This is a genomic window from Streptomyces sp. P9-A4 (assembly GCF_036634195.1).
Classification (GTDB): Bacteria; Actinomycetota; Actinomycetes; order Streptomycetales; family Streptomycetaceae; genus Streptomyces.
Genome location: NZ_JAZIFY010000002.1, coordinates 677,974 through 692,931, shown reverse-complemented (window position 1 = coordinate 692,931; position 14,958 = coordinate 677,974). Strand labels below are relative to the sequence as shown.

The 14,958-nt window shown below is 69.8% G+C and carries 13 protein-coding genes and 1 pseudogene; 3 read left to right on the top strand and 11 right to left on the bottom strand.

Features of this window, described 5'->3' with window-relative positions:
• Positions 1 to 264: hypothetical protein (locus V4Y03_RS33785; protein ID WP_332437746.1), on the top strand; the 264-nt coding region annotated here is incomplete at its 5' end.
• 59 nt (positions 265 to 323) lie between these two features.
• On the opposite strand, the gene V4Y03_RS33780 is transcribed toward V4Y03_RS33785, so the two are convergent.
• The 6 genes from V4Y03_RS33780 to V4Y03_RS33755 form a co-directional block, all read right to left on the bottom strand.
• Entirely contained in the window at positions 324 to 518 is a 195-nt protein-coding gene (locus V4Y03_RS33780) for a hypothetical protein (RefSeq protein WP_332437745.1), read from the bottom strand.
• A complete protein-coding gene (locus V4Y03_RS33775; protein WP_332437744.1) occupies positions 515 to 1,291 on the bottom strand; it encodes a hypothetical protein in 777 nt (258 codons plus the stop codon). The genes V4Y03_RS33780 and V4Y03_RS33775 overlap by 4 nt, the downstream gene beginning before the upstream one ends.
• Entirely contained in the window at positions 1,288 to 3,306 is a 2,019-nt protein-coding gene (locus V4Y03_RS33770) for a hypothetical protein (RefSeq protein ID WP_332437743.1), read from the bottom strand. Before V4Y03_RS33770 ends, V4Y03_RS33775 begins: the two co-directional genes overlap by 4 nt.
• Positions 3,306 to 4,088, bottom strand: coding sequence for a hypothetical protein (locus V4Y03_RS33765; RefSeq protein ID WP_332437742.1), 783 nt, complete (start codon positions 4,086 to 4,088; stop codon positions 3,306 to 3,308). The genes V4Y03_RS33770 and V4Y03_RS33765 overlap by 1 nt, the downstream gene beginning before the upstream one ends.
• A gap of 110 nt (positions 4,089 to 4,198) precedes the next feature.
• A complete protein-coding gene (locus tag V4Y03_RS33760; protein WP_332437741.1) occupies positions 4,199 to 4,903 on the bottom strand; it encodes a Crp/Fnr family transcriptional regulator in 705 nt (234 codons plus the stop codon).
• Positions 4,904 to 4,921: 18 nt separating this feature from the next.
• The gene (locus V4Y03_RS33755; RefSeq protein WP_332437740.1) at positions 4,922 to 5,416 is read right to left on the bottom strand and encodes a Pycsar system effector family protein; all 495 of its coding nucleotides are present in this window, start codon (positions 5,414 to 5,416) and stop codon (positions 4,922 to 4,924) included.
• A 434-nt stretch (positions 5,417 to 5,850) separates the two neighbouring features.
• On the opposite strand from V4Y03_RS33755, the gene V4Y03_RS33750 reads away from it, so the two are divergent.
• Entirely contained in the window at positions 5,851 to 6,000 is a 150-nt protein-coding gene (locus V4Y03_RS33750) for a pirin (RefSeq protein WP_443079915.1), read from the top strand.
• 786 nt (positions 6,001 to 6,786) lie between these two features.
• On the opposite strand, the gene V4Y03_RS33745 is transcribed toward V4Y03_RS33750, so the two are convergent.
• The 4 genes from V4Y03_RS33745 to V4Y03_RS33730 form a co-directional block, all read right to left on the bottom strand.
• Entirely contained in the window at positions 6,787 to 7,689 is a 903-nt protein-coding gene (locus V4Y03_RS33745) for a JmjC domain-containing protein (protein WP_332437739.1), read from the bottom strand.
• 55 nt (positions 7,690 to 7,744) lie between these two features.
• Positions 7,745 to 8,614, bottom strand: coding sequence for a JmjC domain-containing protein (locus tag V4Y03_RS33740; protein ID WP_332437738.1), 870 nt, complete (start codon positions 8,612 to 8,614; stop codon positions 7,745 to 7,747).
• A gap of 97 nt (positions 8,615 to 8,711) precedes the next feature.
• Complete coding sequence (locus tag V4Y03_RS33735) at positions 8,712 to 8,903, bottom strand: hypothetical protein (protein ID WP_317873026.1); 192 nt, start codon at positions 8,901 to 8,903, stop codon at positions 8,712 to 8,714.
• Positions 8,904 to 9,378: 475 nt separating this feature from the next.
• A complete protein-coding gene (locus tag V4Y03_RS33730; RefSeq protein WP_332437737.1) occupies positions 9,379 to 12,168 on the bottom strand; it encodes a cation-translocating P-type ATPase in 2,790 nt (929 codons plus the stop codon).
• A 453-nt stretch (positions 12,169 to 12,621) separates the two neighbouring features.
• Between V4Y03_RS33730 and V4Y03_RS33725 the strand changes: the two are divergent.
• Positions 12,622 to 12,888: pseudogene (locus tag V4Y03_RS33725) on the top strand (amino acid permease); the annotation flags it as partial.
• On the opposite strand, the gene V4Y03_RS33720 reads toward V4Y03_RS33725, so the two are convergent.
• The gene (locus tag V4Y03_RS33720; RefSeq protein ID WP_332437736.1) at positions 12,821 to 14,776 is read right to left on the bottom strand and encodes an amino acid transporter; all 1,956 of its coding nucleotides are present in this window, start codon (positions 14,774 to 14,776) and stop codon (positions 12,821 to 12,823) included. The pseudogene V4Y03_RS33725 and the gene V4Y03_RS33720 overlap by 68 nt on opposite strands.
• Positions 14,777 to 14,958: the final 182 nt, after the last annotated feature.

Genomic DNA, 14,958 nt, shown 5'->3' with positions numbered 1-14,958 from the left:
GACGAAGTTTCAACAGCTCAAAAGGATCAGCTGGTTGGCCGGTATCTACCCGAAGCGAGGACGGATGCAGGCATCTACATCGTCGGTTGGTATCCCATCGATCTCTGGAATGCCACGGGAGACAGTCGTAAGACCCGGGCGAGGAAACTCCAACCTGACAAGCTGCTGGTCGATCTGCTGGACCAAGCGATGAGCCTCTCCCAGGCAGGCCTTGTTCACATTCGGCCCATGGTGATCAATGTCCCGCGCCCCCACAAGCAGTAGGTGCGATCGCTGGGATCGGTGCGCCGGTCCCAGCGATGGAGGACAGCACCGCCCTGTGATCAGGGAAGCAGGCCTCCAGGATCGTCTGGGCGGTGGCCGTGAACACGGTACAGGAGCTCGTCCGGGTAGCGCATGACCCTGGCCAGTCGCCACGCCGCGTCGTACGACCTGCGGCTGCGCTCCCGGTACCACAGGCGGAGGGCGAGCAGACTGGTGAGCGGATCGAGCAGCCAGCGCAGTAGGAAGGTCTTCACTGCTCGTCCTCCGTTGCGTAGGGGACGGTTGCTGGGGACGGAGCCACGGACTCTGGGTCGCCGGACGGCGATGGCCAGGGGAATCCGTCGGACCAACCCATCTGCTCGAAGAGCGTGCGGGTCGTGGCCATGAACCGCGCCTGCCGTCCCGGCACGTCGTCCAATCGCTCCCAGACGTAGAGGAGGGAGTGGGCGAGCCGCTCGGCTTGCGTGTGCTCGGTGACCGACGCCCCCACCAAGGGCAGGATCGTGTCCCTGAATGATGCCCAGTTGAGGGCCGACAGGTCGTCCAGATGTCGCTCCAGCCACCACAGGCGGGCGCTGTCACGGTCGGTGCACACGGTCCGAGCCAGCTCTCGCCGTCGCAACCGGTCCTGCGCGAGACGGAGTTCAACCTCGCGCAGGGCATTCTGGTGCCTTTGGGCTCGCTCGGCGTCCTGTTGGGGGAGCAGCAGGGTGAGTCGTGCCCTGAGCCAGAGGCCGGGATGGCTGTCGGGGCTGTGCCACGCCGAGACCGCCAGGGTGAGCCTCTGCTGAGCGCATTCCAGTTCTTCGGGCCGATGCCTCCCGGCGATGCCGCGGCCGAGTTCGTCCAGGGCCAGACGGGCCGCCGCTCGTGCGGTGGTCGCGTGGTAGGTCCCGGTCGCCCGGTGAGGGACCAGATGGGTGAGAGTGCCATGCGCCAGGAAGCGGACGCCTGGCAGGCAGGTGGGCCAGTACGCCTTGAACCGGCCGACCCGCCGTCTCCACCAGGGACCGGGACGCTCGGTCATGCCTCCGACGCTTTCCGGACGAGGCTGTAGTGCTGCATGGCGTGGCCGAGGATGTCCCGCCAGAACGGCCGGACCACCGCTCCCTCTGCCACCAAGAGCCGGTCGAGCCGCAACCGCAGCCGCGGCGGGGCGAAGACCTCAGCCAGCAGGGCGGTTACCGCGTCCCTCTGGTCTGCGTCGTGCTCGAACCGCTCTTGCCAGCGGGTGAGCTGGTTGAGCACGGCCTCCACGGCGTCGTTGGTGGTGAGCAGCGTCTGCCAGGCATGGACGAAGTGCTCCCTGCTGGACGGGTCGCCGGCCGAGGCGAGGACCAGGTCCGTGCCCGTGTCACTGGAGACGAGTGCCAGGAAGGATCCCAACGCTTGGCGGTGCGCCTTTCCGCTGGCCTCGGTCCCGTGCTTCTTCAGCCACTGCACGACCGTCTTGTCCACGAGGCCAGGAGAGTGCCGGACTAGCTCCCGGAAGGCATCGACCAGCTTCTCGGCGCCGAAATCCTTCCCGCCCGCGGCCTTGCCCAGGCGGGTCAGGGCGAGCGCCGGCTGCTCCAGGCCCCAGGGGCCGCCGCAGACGTCGACGACCAGATCGACCTTCTCCGCGTTGTTGGACTCCGCCCAGTTGAGGAGGCGGTCGCGGACGTAGCGGCCGAGTTCGGCGTCGGTCGCGGCCTTTGTGAGCGCCTCGACGGCCAAGATTCGCCGAGAGCCTGTGAGTCCCGTTGCGAGAGCATCGAGCACGTGCCTGTCGTGCTGACGCACTGCCAGGCGCAGGAGGGCCTCGCTTGCCAGTCGGGCGTCGTCCTCCGGTACGGACCGATTCGCGGCGACACCGACCGCCCACCTCGTCAGCAGGTCGTGTTGGGTGGGGAACTCCTCCCAAAGGTGACGCAGGATGGCGGCGGGCAACCCCTGACAGCTGCGGTCGTGGTGGGCGCGGTCGCCGACGGGCTCGATTCCGGCTGCTTGGAGTCGACGGGACGACGTCGCGTCGGTGAGTACGTCGGCCGGCCCTCGGGCCTGACCCAACGAGGCGAGCAGGTCGTCGGACGCGCGGACGAGGGAACCGCGCCGCCCTCCGTCGAGCAGCGCTCCGGCCCACACCGTGACCCGAGTGGACAGCAACGACGGGCTGCCGTCCACGGCACCGCGCTTGTTGAGCAGCTTCTCTACCGTGGTGTGCCAGTCCCCGAAACGGTCCACGGCTTCCTTGAGCTGCTCCCTGTCGCTCACCGCACCGATGAGTCCGGCCAGCCGGCACGCGTCACGGGCGGAGGGGTCGGCTTCCCAGATCGGGGAGAGTTTTTCGTCCGTCAGCCAGGCCACCCGGTCTGCGTGACCGTGCGCGTCGAGCTCGGTCTCGACAAGGCGCCGCGCACTGGGGGACTCCAGCCGTACCGTGATGTCGCCGGTGGCGTCGGCCCATGCGCCCTGCCAGTCGTCTGGGGTGGCGAGCACGACCAGGAAAGACCTCTGTTTGCGCAGTGCGGCTCCATGATGGACCAGGTCTTGGCCGAAGCGGGCGGGCGGCTCGTCCGGGAGGTCGGAGAGGTCGAGCAGGTAGCCCGTCGCCGAGCGCACCGGCAGGCACTGGGTGCCGGGCTTGGTCCACTCCGGTTCCAGGTCGAACAGCTCCGGCTCCTGCGGTCCCGCCGTTTGGCGCAGGAGTCGCACCGCTGCGGTCCGCCGGCCGCTGCCGGCGGACGCGCACAGCACCACGACGCCGTGCGCTTCGAGGATCTTGGCCGCGTCGAGCAGACGGTTCGGATCCCGCGGTTCGACGAAGCGCCCGTCTTCGCTCGCACGGTAGGCGAGGTCGCTGCCGTCGATGGGCAGAGTCTGGACGTAGTCGCCGTTCAGGTGTACGGCGTAGTGGACCGCCTGGACGCTGTGATCGCCGTATTGGTGGAACTCCGACGCGTTCGATGGCGGCGCGTCGGCCGGATCCTCGTACACCTGGGGCCTCACCGGATTGATTCCGTGGTACGTCGGGTCGGGTGCTTCGCTGCTGCGGTCGCTCATTACCGCCCCCGCTCGTCGTAGAAGTTGTAGCCCTGCTTGCCGTGCTCGCCGTACTGGTGGAAGTTCACCGCACCGGGACCTGCCGGAGCCGTGGGAGCCGACGCCACAAGCGCCCCAGACCCCGGCTCCTCCTCATCTGCCGCCGCAGCGGACGGCTCGAAGATGTCCGGATCCGCAAGCCCCCAGTCAAAACCGGGAAGGTGCAGATAGGCCGGCTGCTCGAACTTCTTCACCCTCACCAGATGCCGGTGGAAGTGCGCCGGCAGTACGTCGTCGTTGACGCAGCCGCTGTCGAAGACGTCCTCGTACACCCGTTGGGAGACGATCACGGCGGTGTTGGTGATCTCGGGATGTCCGCGCTCGAGCACCGCCCGCAGCGCCTTGTCGTCCAGGAGCCGGTGGGTGTGCACCATGGGCACGCCCAGACCACTCTGAGGCAACGGGCCGACGTGGATGCTGACCCGCAGCTGCAGGGGCTTGAGGTGCGGCTTCTCGGCTCGCCGACGGGAGAGCGCCTGGCGCAGTGCGTCGGGGAAGTGCCCCACCAGGGCGGGCAAGACCTCGGGGTCCATGCCGGCGACGTAACCGTCGCCCGTGTGCTGGCCGAACACGCGCCGTTCCCAATGCGCGCTGACGTTGCTGGCGCTCAGCGCCTGGGCCAGCAGAGGTGGGATGTCGGCGTTGACTCGCTGCATCCCTTTGCTGTCGAGTGATCCGAAGTCCCTGGCGTCGACGGCCAGCACGGCCCGGTAGGGCCACAAGGGCTCCCATGACGGCAGCATGCGCCGCTCCTCTCGTAGCTCTCCCCGCCCATGCGGCGGGGAGAGCACCAGCCTGTTCGAGGAGCGGGGAGCCGACCGTCCAGCGCTGGACGGTACGGGCGTGCCGCACGTCACATCACAGGAGCTCCGCGCGGCGGTCGGTCGCCGTCACCCACCCCATCGTCCTGGGCTGCGGCCCTCAGCAGGGCAGGATCTCTGACAACGAGCCGCCGACGGCCGAGCGTGACAATGCCGTCGGACTGGAGACGCGCGAGGGCGGCAAATGCCGATGACCGGCTCATGCCCGCCATCGTGGCCAAATCCTCCCTGGGTATGCCGAGTTCGACGACGACACCGCCAGTCCCATCACGGTGCCCCACCTCGTCCGCGAGATGAACGACCACCCGTGCCAGGCGGGCCGGCGGCGGCAGGTGAACAAGGTCGGCGCGCAGACGCTCCTGAGTGTTCAGTCGGTCCACGCTGAGCCGGTACACGACAGGCTCCAGGCGATGCCGGGCCACATATCCGCGGAAGGCGTGCGCAGCCATGACGACACCCGTGCAGGGGCGTACCGCTGTCACGGTCGCCGAACGCGGCCGGTCGAGCAGCACACCCATCTCACCGAGGACCTCGCCGGGGCCGCGGAGCATCAATGTCAAACTGTCCCCAGCCTCATTGCCCTGCACTACCTTGACGAGACCGTCGACCAGCGCGATCACACCGTCGGGCGACTCGCCCTGTGAAAGGAGCACCGCCTGGCTCCGGTAGGTGCGCCGATGCCCGCGTTCGAGCAAGTCGCGCCATACCTCAGGAGACACGAGGGAAAGGAAGTTCACCGTGACACCTCCTCGCCCTCACGCGAAGGCGGTGGCCACGGCGAAGCAGCCGCAGCCCGCGACTGACAGGACGAGAGAGCACTGCACCCGGCGGTGTTTGGCCCAGGCGATCTCGCTCATCACCACCACCTGTCGGGTAAGCGAGGGCAGTGGGTCTGTGTTGCGCAGCACGCCTTCCAATGCGGCGGGTTCCATGAGCCGCAGGTGTCCGAAGTACAGGAAGTCGCCATCCGGTTCTGGCCCTCGCCGCTCTTTGCCGAGCCGGGGAGAAACAGCCGACGCGGCACAACAGACACCCGCCATGATGAGTACGACACCGAGCCACAAAAGCGTCTGCGACGCAGCGGACTCGAACCCGCCCGCTGCCCGCCGGGAACTCGCCAGCAGACTCAGTACGGCCAGCGTGGTGGACTGCAGGGTCAAGGCGAGCGCGGCTTTCGAGTCCGCCTTGGCCGTCGCATCCGCGACGGCGGACTGGATCTTCCACGCTGTTTCGGTCGGCTCAGTCGGCACGGTGACATCCCCCTGGGTACAGCGATTGACTACTCACTGGTGCTGCGCTGAAGGCTGCGCAAGCGCGGCCGTCCGAAAACGCACGGCGGACATCTTGGCCTGAACGTGGTGGAACGGCGGCGACGAGTCCGACCGCGTCCTGACCGCCTGGGGCCTGACCCTGCCCGAAGGGCCGTATACCTTCGACCTGCCCGCCGACGCCGTACGTGCCGTCCGCAACCAGGACGACGGGCCACCACATGGCCAAGTCGCTCCTGGAGGCGGCCGTCCTCGCCCCCCCGCTCGAGTTGTCGGGCGAGTCCTTCGGCTCTCACCTGGGCGTCGCGCCGCCCCCGGACGTCCTGGCACTCCAATGCTGACTTTTGCTGACTTTGATGGACTAGGACGCCTCTGACCTGCGGAAACGCTGACGGATAAAGTGGTGGTGGAACTTCGTGGGCCGCACGGACGAGGAGATCCGCGAAGCGAGGGAGGAGTGGATGCGGGGGGCCCGCTTCGGCGAGGTGAAGGGCTACGAGGGCGAGCGGCTGGACGCCCCGGAGGTCCCGCCGACCCAGCTGAAGGCGCGGGGGCGAGTGCGCTGACCTGGGATTTCCTCCTCGTGGCTGGTGTCTGAAGGAGGTTCGCCCGGCGATGTCTCCGACGTTCCGTCCGGCGCCGCGAGGGACGGCTTCGCCGCCCCTCGCAGCGCCGCAGCCGGTGCGGTGTGCGGCCGACGCCTGTTCTCGGCACTGACATCGGCAGAGGAACGGATCGCGGTGTTCGTCGGCGATGGGGCTACCAACCGCGAGGTGGCGGCGCGGATGTTCCCGAGCGCCAAGACCGTCGAGGGCGTGCTGACACGGGAGTACCGCAAGCTGGGGTGCGGTCGCGGACGCGGCTCGGCTCGCTCATCCGGTCGGCCCGAGGCACGGGCCGCGTGGGCAGGAGCGAACCGGGCGGCTCAGGGCCGGGCGAAGCCGCGGGCCCGCAGGCTGTGACGGCCCCCGGCGACGCCCTGATCAGGCAGGCCGGGAACCGGCGTCCCGGCTGTGCCGACGCGGGGTTCGTTCCGCGCCGGCACGGGGATCCGGACACAGCGGGCTGAGCTCCGGTCCCCGCGACTGGGAGCGGATCCGGCCAGTCCGAGTCAGGGAAGAAGCAGCCCGCGCCGCCGGAGCGGGCGAACCGCTTGGGCGGCGCCCGATGTCCTGCCCGATCTCTCCGAGATCTCCCGTGCCAGGACCCAGAAGCGGCTGCGCGCGGACATCGCCACGTGGACGCAGAACCCCTCCGAGGGACCGGGGGATCCTTGTGCCTGCTTCGAGTGGGTCGAGGGCAAACCCGCAGTGAAGCCGAACCCGACCAGGCCAACGCCTCCGTCTCCGCGCCTACCTCGCGCTCACGACCGGGTCATCCAGCAGTGCGCTCAACGTGCCGCCGACGGGGTGCTGTTCGCGGCGCATCGCGCCCCGGGCCAGATGCACCAGCTCTTCCGGCGTGAGGCCGGCGAGTGTGCGGCGGCAGTGTGCGATGAGGTCGCTCGCGGCTCCGGACAGCGCTGCGTCATCGTTGGGCCGGGCGGGCAAACCGTCGCCGTCCATCAAGAGTGCCTCAAGAACGGCGTACAAGTGGGCGGAACCGGCCTCGTGGACCGTGAACGAGAGGTGAGCGGAGGCGCTCCCCCCGGTGGCTTCGGCCGCATACGCGAACCCTCTCGGTACGTAGAGGACTTCGCCCTGACGCAGAACCACGTCCAGCAGCGGATCGCCCGGGTCGCCGTCCACGCGCTCGGGCTGCCAGTTCCCGTCGAGCGGCCCCGGATACACACGCCACCGCTCCGAGCCGTGTATCTGCACGGCCAGTACGTCGGCGTCGACGCGGTGCACAGGACGGCCCCGGGTCCCCGGCGGGGTGAGGAAGAAGAACGCCTCCACCTGGCGTTGAAAGCACTCTGCGAGCCCATCGGCCAGTTCCCGTACACCGGCGTGCCACTGGTCGACGTACCGCAGAAGGAGCACGGCTCCTTCCTCGCCGATCAGCCGGCGCACCGCCCCGGCATCCACGTAACGGTTGTCGATCCCGCCCTGGACGACACGGGGGAAGCAGTAACGCTCCTCCGGTACAGGGCCGTCCTCGCGCACAAGCGTCGCGTAGGGGGTGGTGAGGAGCCCCGCGTCCAGGATCCTGTCCAGCTCGGCGACCGTCAGTGTCTCCATCGGGGGTGTGCGGGGGTGCAGTACGGCGGGTGTGCGGCGCCACAGGGTGCGGTGAAACACCTGCTCGTCGTCCACGAATCGTGCAAGCGGGTCCATCGTTGCCTCTCCACGCTCCATGCCGTCGGCCTGATCAGACGGTCTGACGGTTGCTGTACGCACGCGGCCGTGCCTGGCCGATGACATCCTCCGGGGTGACCGCGTCGAGCCGCGTGCCCAGATGGTCCAGGAGGTCGGCCGCGGTGCGCAGCAGGGCGTCATCGTCCAGTGGGCGGCTCGGCAGAGTCAGGCCGTCGACGATCCGCGTCAGCAGTGCGGTGCGCAGGTGCTCCGCACCGGCTTCCCTCATGACCACCGTCAGATGAGCCGACGAGGAGTCGCCCACGGCCGTGGCCGTGTGCGCGAAGCCTCTCGGTACGTACAGCACCTCACCGGCCTCCAGGACCGTGTCCAGCAGTGGCGCTCCTGGATTCTCCTCGCGGACCGGCGCCCAGTCGCCGTCGGCCGGACCCGCGTACACCTGCCAGTGCTTGGCACCGCTGAGCTGAATGGCCAGCAGGTCCCCGTCGTCCCGGTGCACCGGACCCCGGCGGCCGGGACGGCTCAGGAAGAAGAACGCCTCGACAAGTCGGCCGAGCCGCTCGGCGACGCCCCTCGTGAGTTCACGCACCGGGGGATGCCACTGGTCGACGTAGCGGAACTGCAGGGTCGCCCGCTCCTCGTCGATCAGTCGCCGGACCGCTGCCGCGTCGACGTACCCCTGGGCAGGGCTCCCGGTGACGACGCGCGTCGGACAGAAACGCTCGTCGGCGATTTTCCCCTGTGCGGTGTACAGGCCGACGTACGGAACGCGCAGCAGCCCCGCGTCCAGGAGCGAGTCCACGTCCGCGAGTGTCAGCACCTCCAACGGCGGGTTCCGCGGCCGCAGAAGCACCGGTTCCTTCCGCCAGTACGTACCCAGGAGCTGCTCCGCATCCGGTACGCACCGCTCCAGCCAGTCCATTGTTTCGGCCCTTCCCTGAGGGGACCCGCCGGTGCCGGTAGGCACCGGCGGGTCCCGGACGTGCTCGCGCACACTCGCGTGCGCATTGGTCAGCCGGTCACATGACGTCGGGGAAGCACTCCGGGCACGCGGCCTCGATCTTCGTGCCGTCGGTCGGGGACGCGGCTGCATCTCCGACCGACGGCACGAAGAACGCCCCTCCGGCGACGGCGAGCGCCGCCACACTCAGCGCGGCACGCTTGGAGATCTCCGCGCGCTTCGACGGCTCTACGGCCTGGGAATTCGACATGACCACTCCTCTTCCCCGGCAGCGGTTTCCACCGCGCACGGGTGTTCACTCGGCCCCGGTTCCGAGGCCGAGAATGATCTTGCATCGGCCCGCGTACGGAGGAGAAGCGGCGCTGACGTACTCCATACGCCACTGACGGATCTCTGACGCGCCTATCCACGGCCGGCGCCTTGCGATGCGTCCCCTCGGCCCTGGCGGGCCTGGGGAGACCCCAGACACCGGACCCCAGACCCCAGACACCGGACACCCGGCTGAAGGCCACCACTTCTGGGGCGGCCGGTGGTTACGCAGGACGTGGACACCCCTGGCAAGGTCTTCGAGGCGTTCACCGGAGTTCCGGCCCCGCGCGAGGCGATGCCGTCGCCGCACCGATGAATACGGAAACCGCGGGAGCCGTGAGCGGCTTCTGCCCGACCGGCGAACTCGTCGGGTCCGAGTCGCCGCCCGTGGTGCGGGCCTGCGGGCGGTCGGCCCGCTACCGGGCTGGGTGCTCGGCGGCCGGGACCGGCGTGCGCCGGCGGAGCAGCCAGCGTCGCAGTTCGTCGGCGCCCCAGACCAGGAAGGGGAACGGGATGACGAACGCGAGCATGGCGGGGGTGAGTGCGGCGGTGCCCAGCAGGTCCTGGAAGGGCGGGGCGTAGATGAACACGGCGGCCAGGGTGAGTTCGAAGGCGATGCCCCAGAGCAGCAGGGGGTTGGTGAACACGCCGATGGAGCGCAGGGAGGCGTGGTCGGTGCGGGCGGCGAAGGCGGTGCCGATCTGTCCGGCCACCATGCCCAGGAACGTCATGGTGGTCGCCTGGCGGTAGGCGTGGTGAAGGGGCGTGCCGGGGCCGGTGGGGTCGCCGAGGTGCCAGCCGGCGTGGATCAGGACGGCGAAGAACCCCGTCATCTGCAGCACGGCACAGATGACGCCGAGGAAGAGCCAGGCGCGCAGCAGCATCGGGCCGCGGATGACGCCTTCGGAGCGCGGGCGCGGCGGGCGGTCCATCAGGCCGGGCTCGGCCCGTTCCCGGCCCAGGGCGAGGGCGGGCAGGGTTTCGGTGCCGACGTCGAAGGCCAGCAGCTGCATCACGGTCAGGGGGAGCGGGATCGCGCCGCCGCCCAGGGCGAACACCAGGAACGGTGTGACCTCGGGGGTGGTGTGGGCGAAGATGTAGCAGATGAACTTGCGGATGTTGTCGTAGATCTGTCGCCCGGCTCGTACGGCCGCGACGATGGTGGCGAAGTTGTCGTCGGTGAGCACCATGGTGGCCGCTTCGCGGGCGACATCGGTGCCCGATCGGCCCATGGCCACGCCGATGTCGGCGCGGCGCAGGGCGGGCGCGTCGTTGACCCCGTCGCCGGTCATGGCGACCGTGTGGCCCTCGGCGCGCAGCGCGTCGGCGATCCGTAGCTTGGCCTCGGGCGAGCTACGGGCGAAGATCAGCTCGCCGCCGTGTCGCAGCAGCCGGTCGAGGTCGTCCTCACTCATCCGGTCGAGTTCCTCGCCGGTGACCACCGTGGGGTGTTCGCCGCCGATGCCGACCTGTCGGGCGATCGCCGTGGCGGTCAGGGAGTGGTCGCCGGTCACGATGATGACGCGAAGGCCGGCGTTGTGGCAGTGCGTGACGGCCTCGGCCACCTCGGGGCGCGGGGGGTCGGCCATGGCCGTCAGGCCGATCAGCGTCAGGTCCTGTTCGGTTTCGGCGCGGGTTTCGGGCAGTGCGGAGGGATCCAGGCGGCGCTCGGCCAGGGCCAGGACTCTCAGACCCCGCCGGGCCAGGGAATCCACCTGCTCTTCCACCTGACGGCGCAGGTGATCGGTGAGCGGGTGCGTGCTCCCGTCCGTCTGCAGGACGCGGTCGCACCGTTGCACCACGGCCTCAGGCGCGCCCTTGGTGTCGGCCCACATCCCGTGATCACGCTCGTCCACGGTGGACATCAGCTTGAGTACCGGATCGAAGTGGAACTGCCGGCGACGTCCCTGCTCCCGGTCCGAAGGGCTGATGTCGTGGCCCAGACGGGCTGCGGCCTCCAGCAGGGCGAGCTCGGTGGGGTCACCGATCGGGCCGTTCGCGCTGCCGGGGGCGGCGGGCTGGGCGTTGTTGCAGCGGGACATGACCGCCGCCAGGGCGGCCAGGACCACGTCGCCGCCCCCGCCCCCGCCCTGCGCGGTGCCGGTGTCGCTGTCGCTGTCGGGGAGCCGCTGGTCCCCGGCGGCGGTCCACACCCTGGCGACGTGCATGCGGTTCTCCGTCAGGGTGCCGGTCTTGTCGGTGCAGATCACGTCGGCCGAGCCCAGTGTCTCGACCGCGCTGAGCCGCTTGACCACGGCCCCGCGCCGCACCAGCTCGCGCCCGCCCAGGGCCAGCGCCAGGGTGATCACCGGCAGCAGTCCCTCGGGGACGTTGCCCACCAGCAGGCCGACCGCGAACACGACCGCGTCGTGGAGCGGCAGCTTCGCCCCGAACACCGCCACCGGCACGAACGCCAGGCCGGTGACCACCGCGATCAGAGCGATCAGCCAGGCCACTCGTCTGACCTGGCTCTCCAGCGGGCTGATCTCGCGTTCCACCCGCTCGGACAGCGCGGCGATCCGGCCCAGCTCGGTGTGCATGCCGGTGGCGAAGACCAGTGCCCGTCCGTCGCCCTCCGTGCACGCGGTTCCGCTGAACACCAGATCCCGGGCCTGCAGCAAGGGCACCCGCACATCGGTCAGATCCGCGGACCGGTAGGCGGGCATCGACTCGCCGGTGAGTGCGGACAGGTCGACCTCGACCCCGCCCGCGATCAGCCGGGCGTCGGCCGAGATCCGGTCTCCTTCCTCCACCACCAGGACGTCCCCGGGAACCAGATGGTCCGCCTCGATCACCTGCTCCTGCCCGTCCCGCAGGACCTTCGCCCGCTCCGGAAGGTACGCCGCCAGCGCTTCCACCGCCCGCTCGGCCTGCATCTCCTGCACGAACGCGAACGCGGCGTTGACCACGATCACCACCACGACGGCCAGCGCCACCGCGACGATCCCCGCCCACCACGCCAGCAGCGCCGCCGCCCACAGCAGCAGGGCGAGCGGATGGGTGAGCTGTCGGGCCAGCTCCCGGGGCCAGCGCCGCCCACCACGGCGGCGCAGCATGTTGGGCCCGTAATGCACCAGTCGCCGGGCGGCCTCCCGCGACGTGAGCCCGTCCCGCGAACTGCGCAGGTCCCGCAGCAGCAGCTCCGCCCGCTCCTCCGGGTCCAGCCGCCCCAGGGCCGGCTCCGGCTCCCCGAACTCGGCGGACACCGCGCCTCACTCCGAAGCGAGGGCGCGTCGCATGCGACCGGCCCGGCGGACCGACGTCTCGCACCGCATCGCCGCGCCACCTCCCGAGTCCTCTTCGATCACCCACCTCCAGCGTGCGCGCCTCTCCCCGCCACCGCGAATTGCGCCCGGTACCCGATGCGCCGCCGAGGCCAGAACCGAAGGGAGGGCCGAGACGAACGGGCGGCGGCCACGACGAGGCCGCCGTAGCCCCGGTCACGGCCGTAGCGAGGAGGGTGCCCCAGCCAGGGCCGTGGCGCCCGCAGCAGCAATGCCAGTGGTCAGGCGGGCGGACATGGCAACCTCCGGGCGGAAGGGAGGCGGCGTGACGCGCCCTTGGCTGTCGAGCCAGATCCGCACATGCCCGCCTTCCCGCTGTCCCGCAGCCACTCGAATGACCGCACTGTGATCCCCGCCGACGTCAGAGTGCCCGCGATCACGGCGTACGTACGGGAACTCGCCGCGGCCCGCCCCGACACCCGGGGCACGGTGCCCATACCGGAAGCGGAGCCGGAGCGGTTGTGGCAGCGGCTGCCGCAGAACCAGCGGGGCGCGGTCGTCGCCCAGGCGGTCCGCCGGGACACCGACGCGGCGATCTGCCGGCCCCGGTTGAATCCTTGCGAAGGGTACGGCGTCAGCCGACGTGGACGCGGGGGCGCCGGTCCCGGTCGGACTCGGCCTCGCGCAGGATCTCGCGGGTGACCGGGGCGATCTCGCCCTGACCGAAGAGGAAGAAGCGGAGGAAGTTGGCGAAGGGGTTGCCCTCGGTCCACTCGAAGTAGATGTGCGGGCGGGTGCCGGTCAGGTCGCGGGCGTGGAGGAGCAGGGCAGCGAGGGCGTTGGGGACGGAGGAGCTCTCCACGGTCAGGACCCGGAAGCGGTCGTGGAGGACCTCGCCCTTCACCGTGAGTCCGGCTTCGAACTCGGAGGGGTCGGTGATCGTCACCTCGACGAAGACGAAGTCCTCGGTGCCGGGGATGTCGTTGTCGGAGCGGATCTGGTCCTTCTTCGCCCGGTACTCGTCGGCGCCGCGGTCGCCCGGTTCGTTGGCGATGAAGCGCGGGGTGCGGCGGGAGACGTCCTGGATGAAGCGTTCGGCCATGTCGTCGAGCGCGATGTGGGTGACGCGTAGTTCGAAGGCGCGGCCGAGGCGCGAGAGGAGGGAGATGAGGATGATGCCGGCGATGAAGCAGGCGCCGATCTTCACGCCGTCGGGACGCTCGATGACGTTGACGACGGTGGTGTAGAGGAAGACGGCGGAGATGATGCCGAAGCCGATGGTCCAGCCGCGCTGGCCGGCCTTGCGCGCCGCGATCGTCACCGCGATGGCCGCCGAGGAGATCAGGACGAGGACACCGGTGGCGTACGCGCCGCCCTGGGCGTCGACGTCGGCGTCGAAGATCCACGTCACGAGGAACGCGACGAGGGTGAAGACGATGACCATGGGGCGCACGGCGCGCGCCCAGTGCGGGGCCATGCCGTACTTGGGCAGGTAGCGCGGCATCAGGTTGAGCAGGCCGGCCATGGCCGAGGCGCCGGCGAACCACAGGATGAGGATGGTCGAGATGTCGTAGATGGTGCCGAAGGTGTTGCCCAGGTACTCGTGGGCCAGGTAGGCGAGCGCGCGGCCGTTGGCCTTGCCGCCGGACTCGAACTCCTTCTGCGGGATGAGGACGGTGGTGATGAAGCTGGTGCAGATCAGGAAGACGCTCATGATGAGCGCGGCGGTCGTCAGGAGCTTCTTGGCGCCGCGGATGCGGCCTACGGGCTTCTCCTCGGTGTCGCTCGGGTCGCCCTGGACGTGCGGCATGACGGCGACGCCGGTCTCGAAGCCGGACAGACCGAGGGCCAGCTTGGGGAAGACGAGCAGGGCGACGCCGACCATCGCGAAGACGTTGCCGTGCTCGGCGGTCAGGGCGGTGGTCCAGTCGGTGACGACATGGCCCTCGGTGAGGACGTGCCAGAGGCCGGTGATCACGACGACCACGTTCAGCGCGAGGTAGATACCGACGAGGGCGACGGCGACTCCGATCGCCTCCAGGAAGCCCTTGAGGAACACCGCGCCGAGCAGCGCGACGAGGATCATCGTGATCAGCACCTGCTTGTCGTGCAGCGCCGATTCCAGGTGCGGGTTCTCCACCAGGTGGGTGGAGGCGTCGGCGGCCGACAGGGTGATGGTGATGAGGAAGTCGGTCGCCGCGAAGCCCAGCAGGGTGAGGACGAAGAGCTTGCCCTTCCAGAACGACAGCAGGCGCGCCAGCATCGCGATCGAGCCCTCGCCATGGGGGCTCTCCTCAGCCACCCGACGGTAGACCGGCAGGGCGCCGGCCAGGGTGACGATCACCAGCACGATCGTGGCCACGGGGGAGAGGAGGCCGGCGGCCAGGGCGGCGATGCCCGGCTGGTAGCCGAGGGTCGAGAAGTAGTCGACACCCGTCAGACACATCACCCGCCACCAGCGCTGACCCTTGTGCCCGGCGTCCGGGGCCGGTTCCTTGGGGCGGGAGGGTTTGCCCTTGCCCATGTCGGACAGCCCTTCCAGCATCCACGCTCGCAATCGGGCGGTGCGAGCATCGTTCGTGGTGGCCATCGGTTGTCCCCGTGTGTTCGTAGGCGATCGTTTTCGACCGTCGTGCGGACGGCCGGGCAAGCCTAAGCAGGACACCCGTCGCAGACCCCCGGCCGCGCTTCAGGAAGGCATCAAGATGGCCCGGTCGGGCGTCGGATGTCTCGCTCGCGGGGCAGCCTTGAGCCGTACACGGAGGAGGCCGT

Coding starts and splice junctions, on each gene's coding strand:
- V4Y03_RS33765 (WP_332437742.1), bottom strand. CDS start 4,088: ATGCTGCCGTCATGGGAGCCCTTGTGGCCCTACCGGGCCGTGCTGGCC.
- V4Y03_RS33770 (WP_332437743.1), bottom strand. CDS start 3,306: ATGAGCGACCGCAGCAGCGAAGCACCCGACCCGACGTACCACGGAATC.
- V4Y03_RS33720 (WP_332437736.1), bottom strand. CDS start 14,776: ATGGCCACCACGAACGATGCTCGCACCGCCCGATTGCGAGCGTGGATG.
- V4Y03_RS33735 (WP_317873026.1), bottom strand. CDS start 8,903: ATGTCGAATTCCCAGGCCGTAGAGCCGTCGAAGCGCGCGGAGATCTCC.
- V4Y03_RS33740 (WP_332437738.1), bottom strand. CDS start 8,614: ATGGACTGGCTGGAGCGGTGCGTACCGGATGCGGAGCAGCTCCTGGGT.
- V4Y03_RS33775 (WP_332437744.1), bottom strand. CDS start 1,291: ATGACCGAGCGTCCCGGTCCCTGGTGGAGACGGCGGGTCGGCCGGTTC.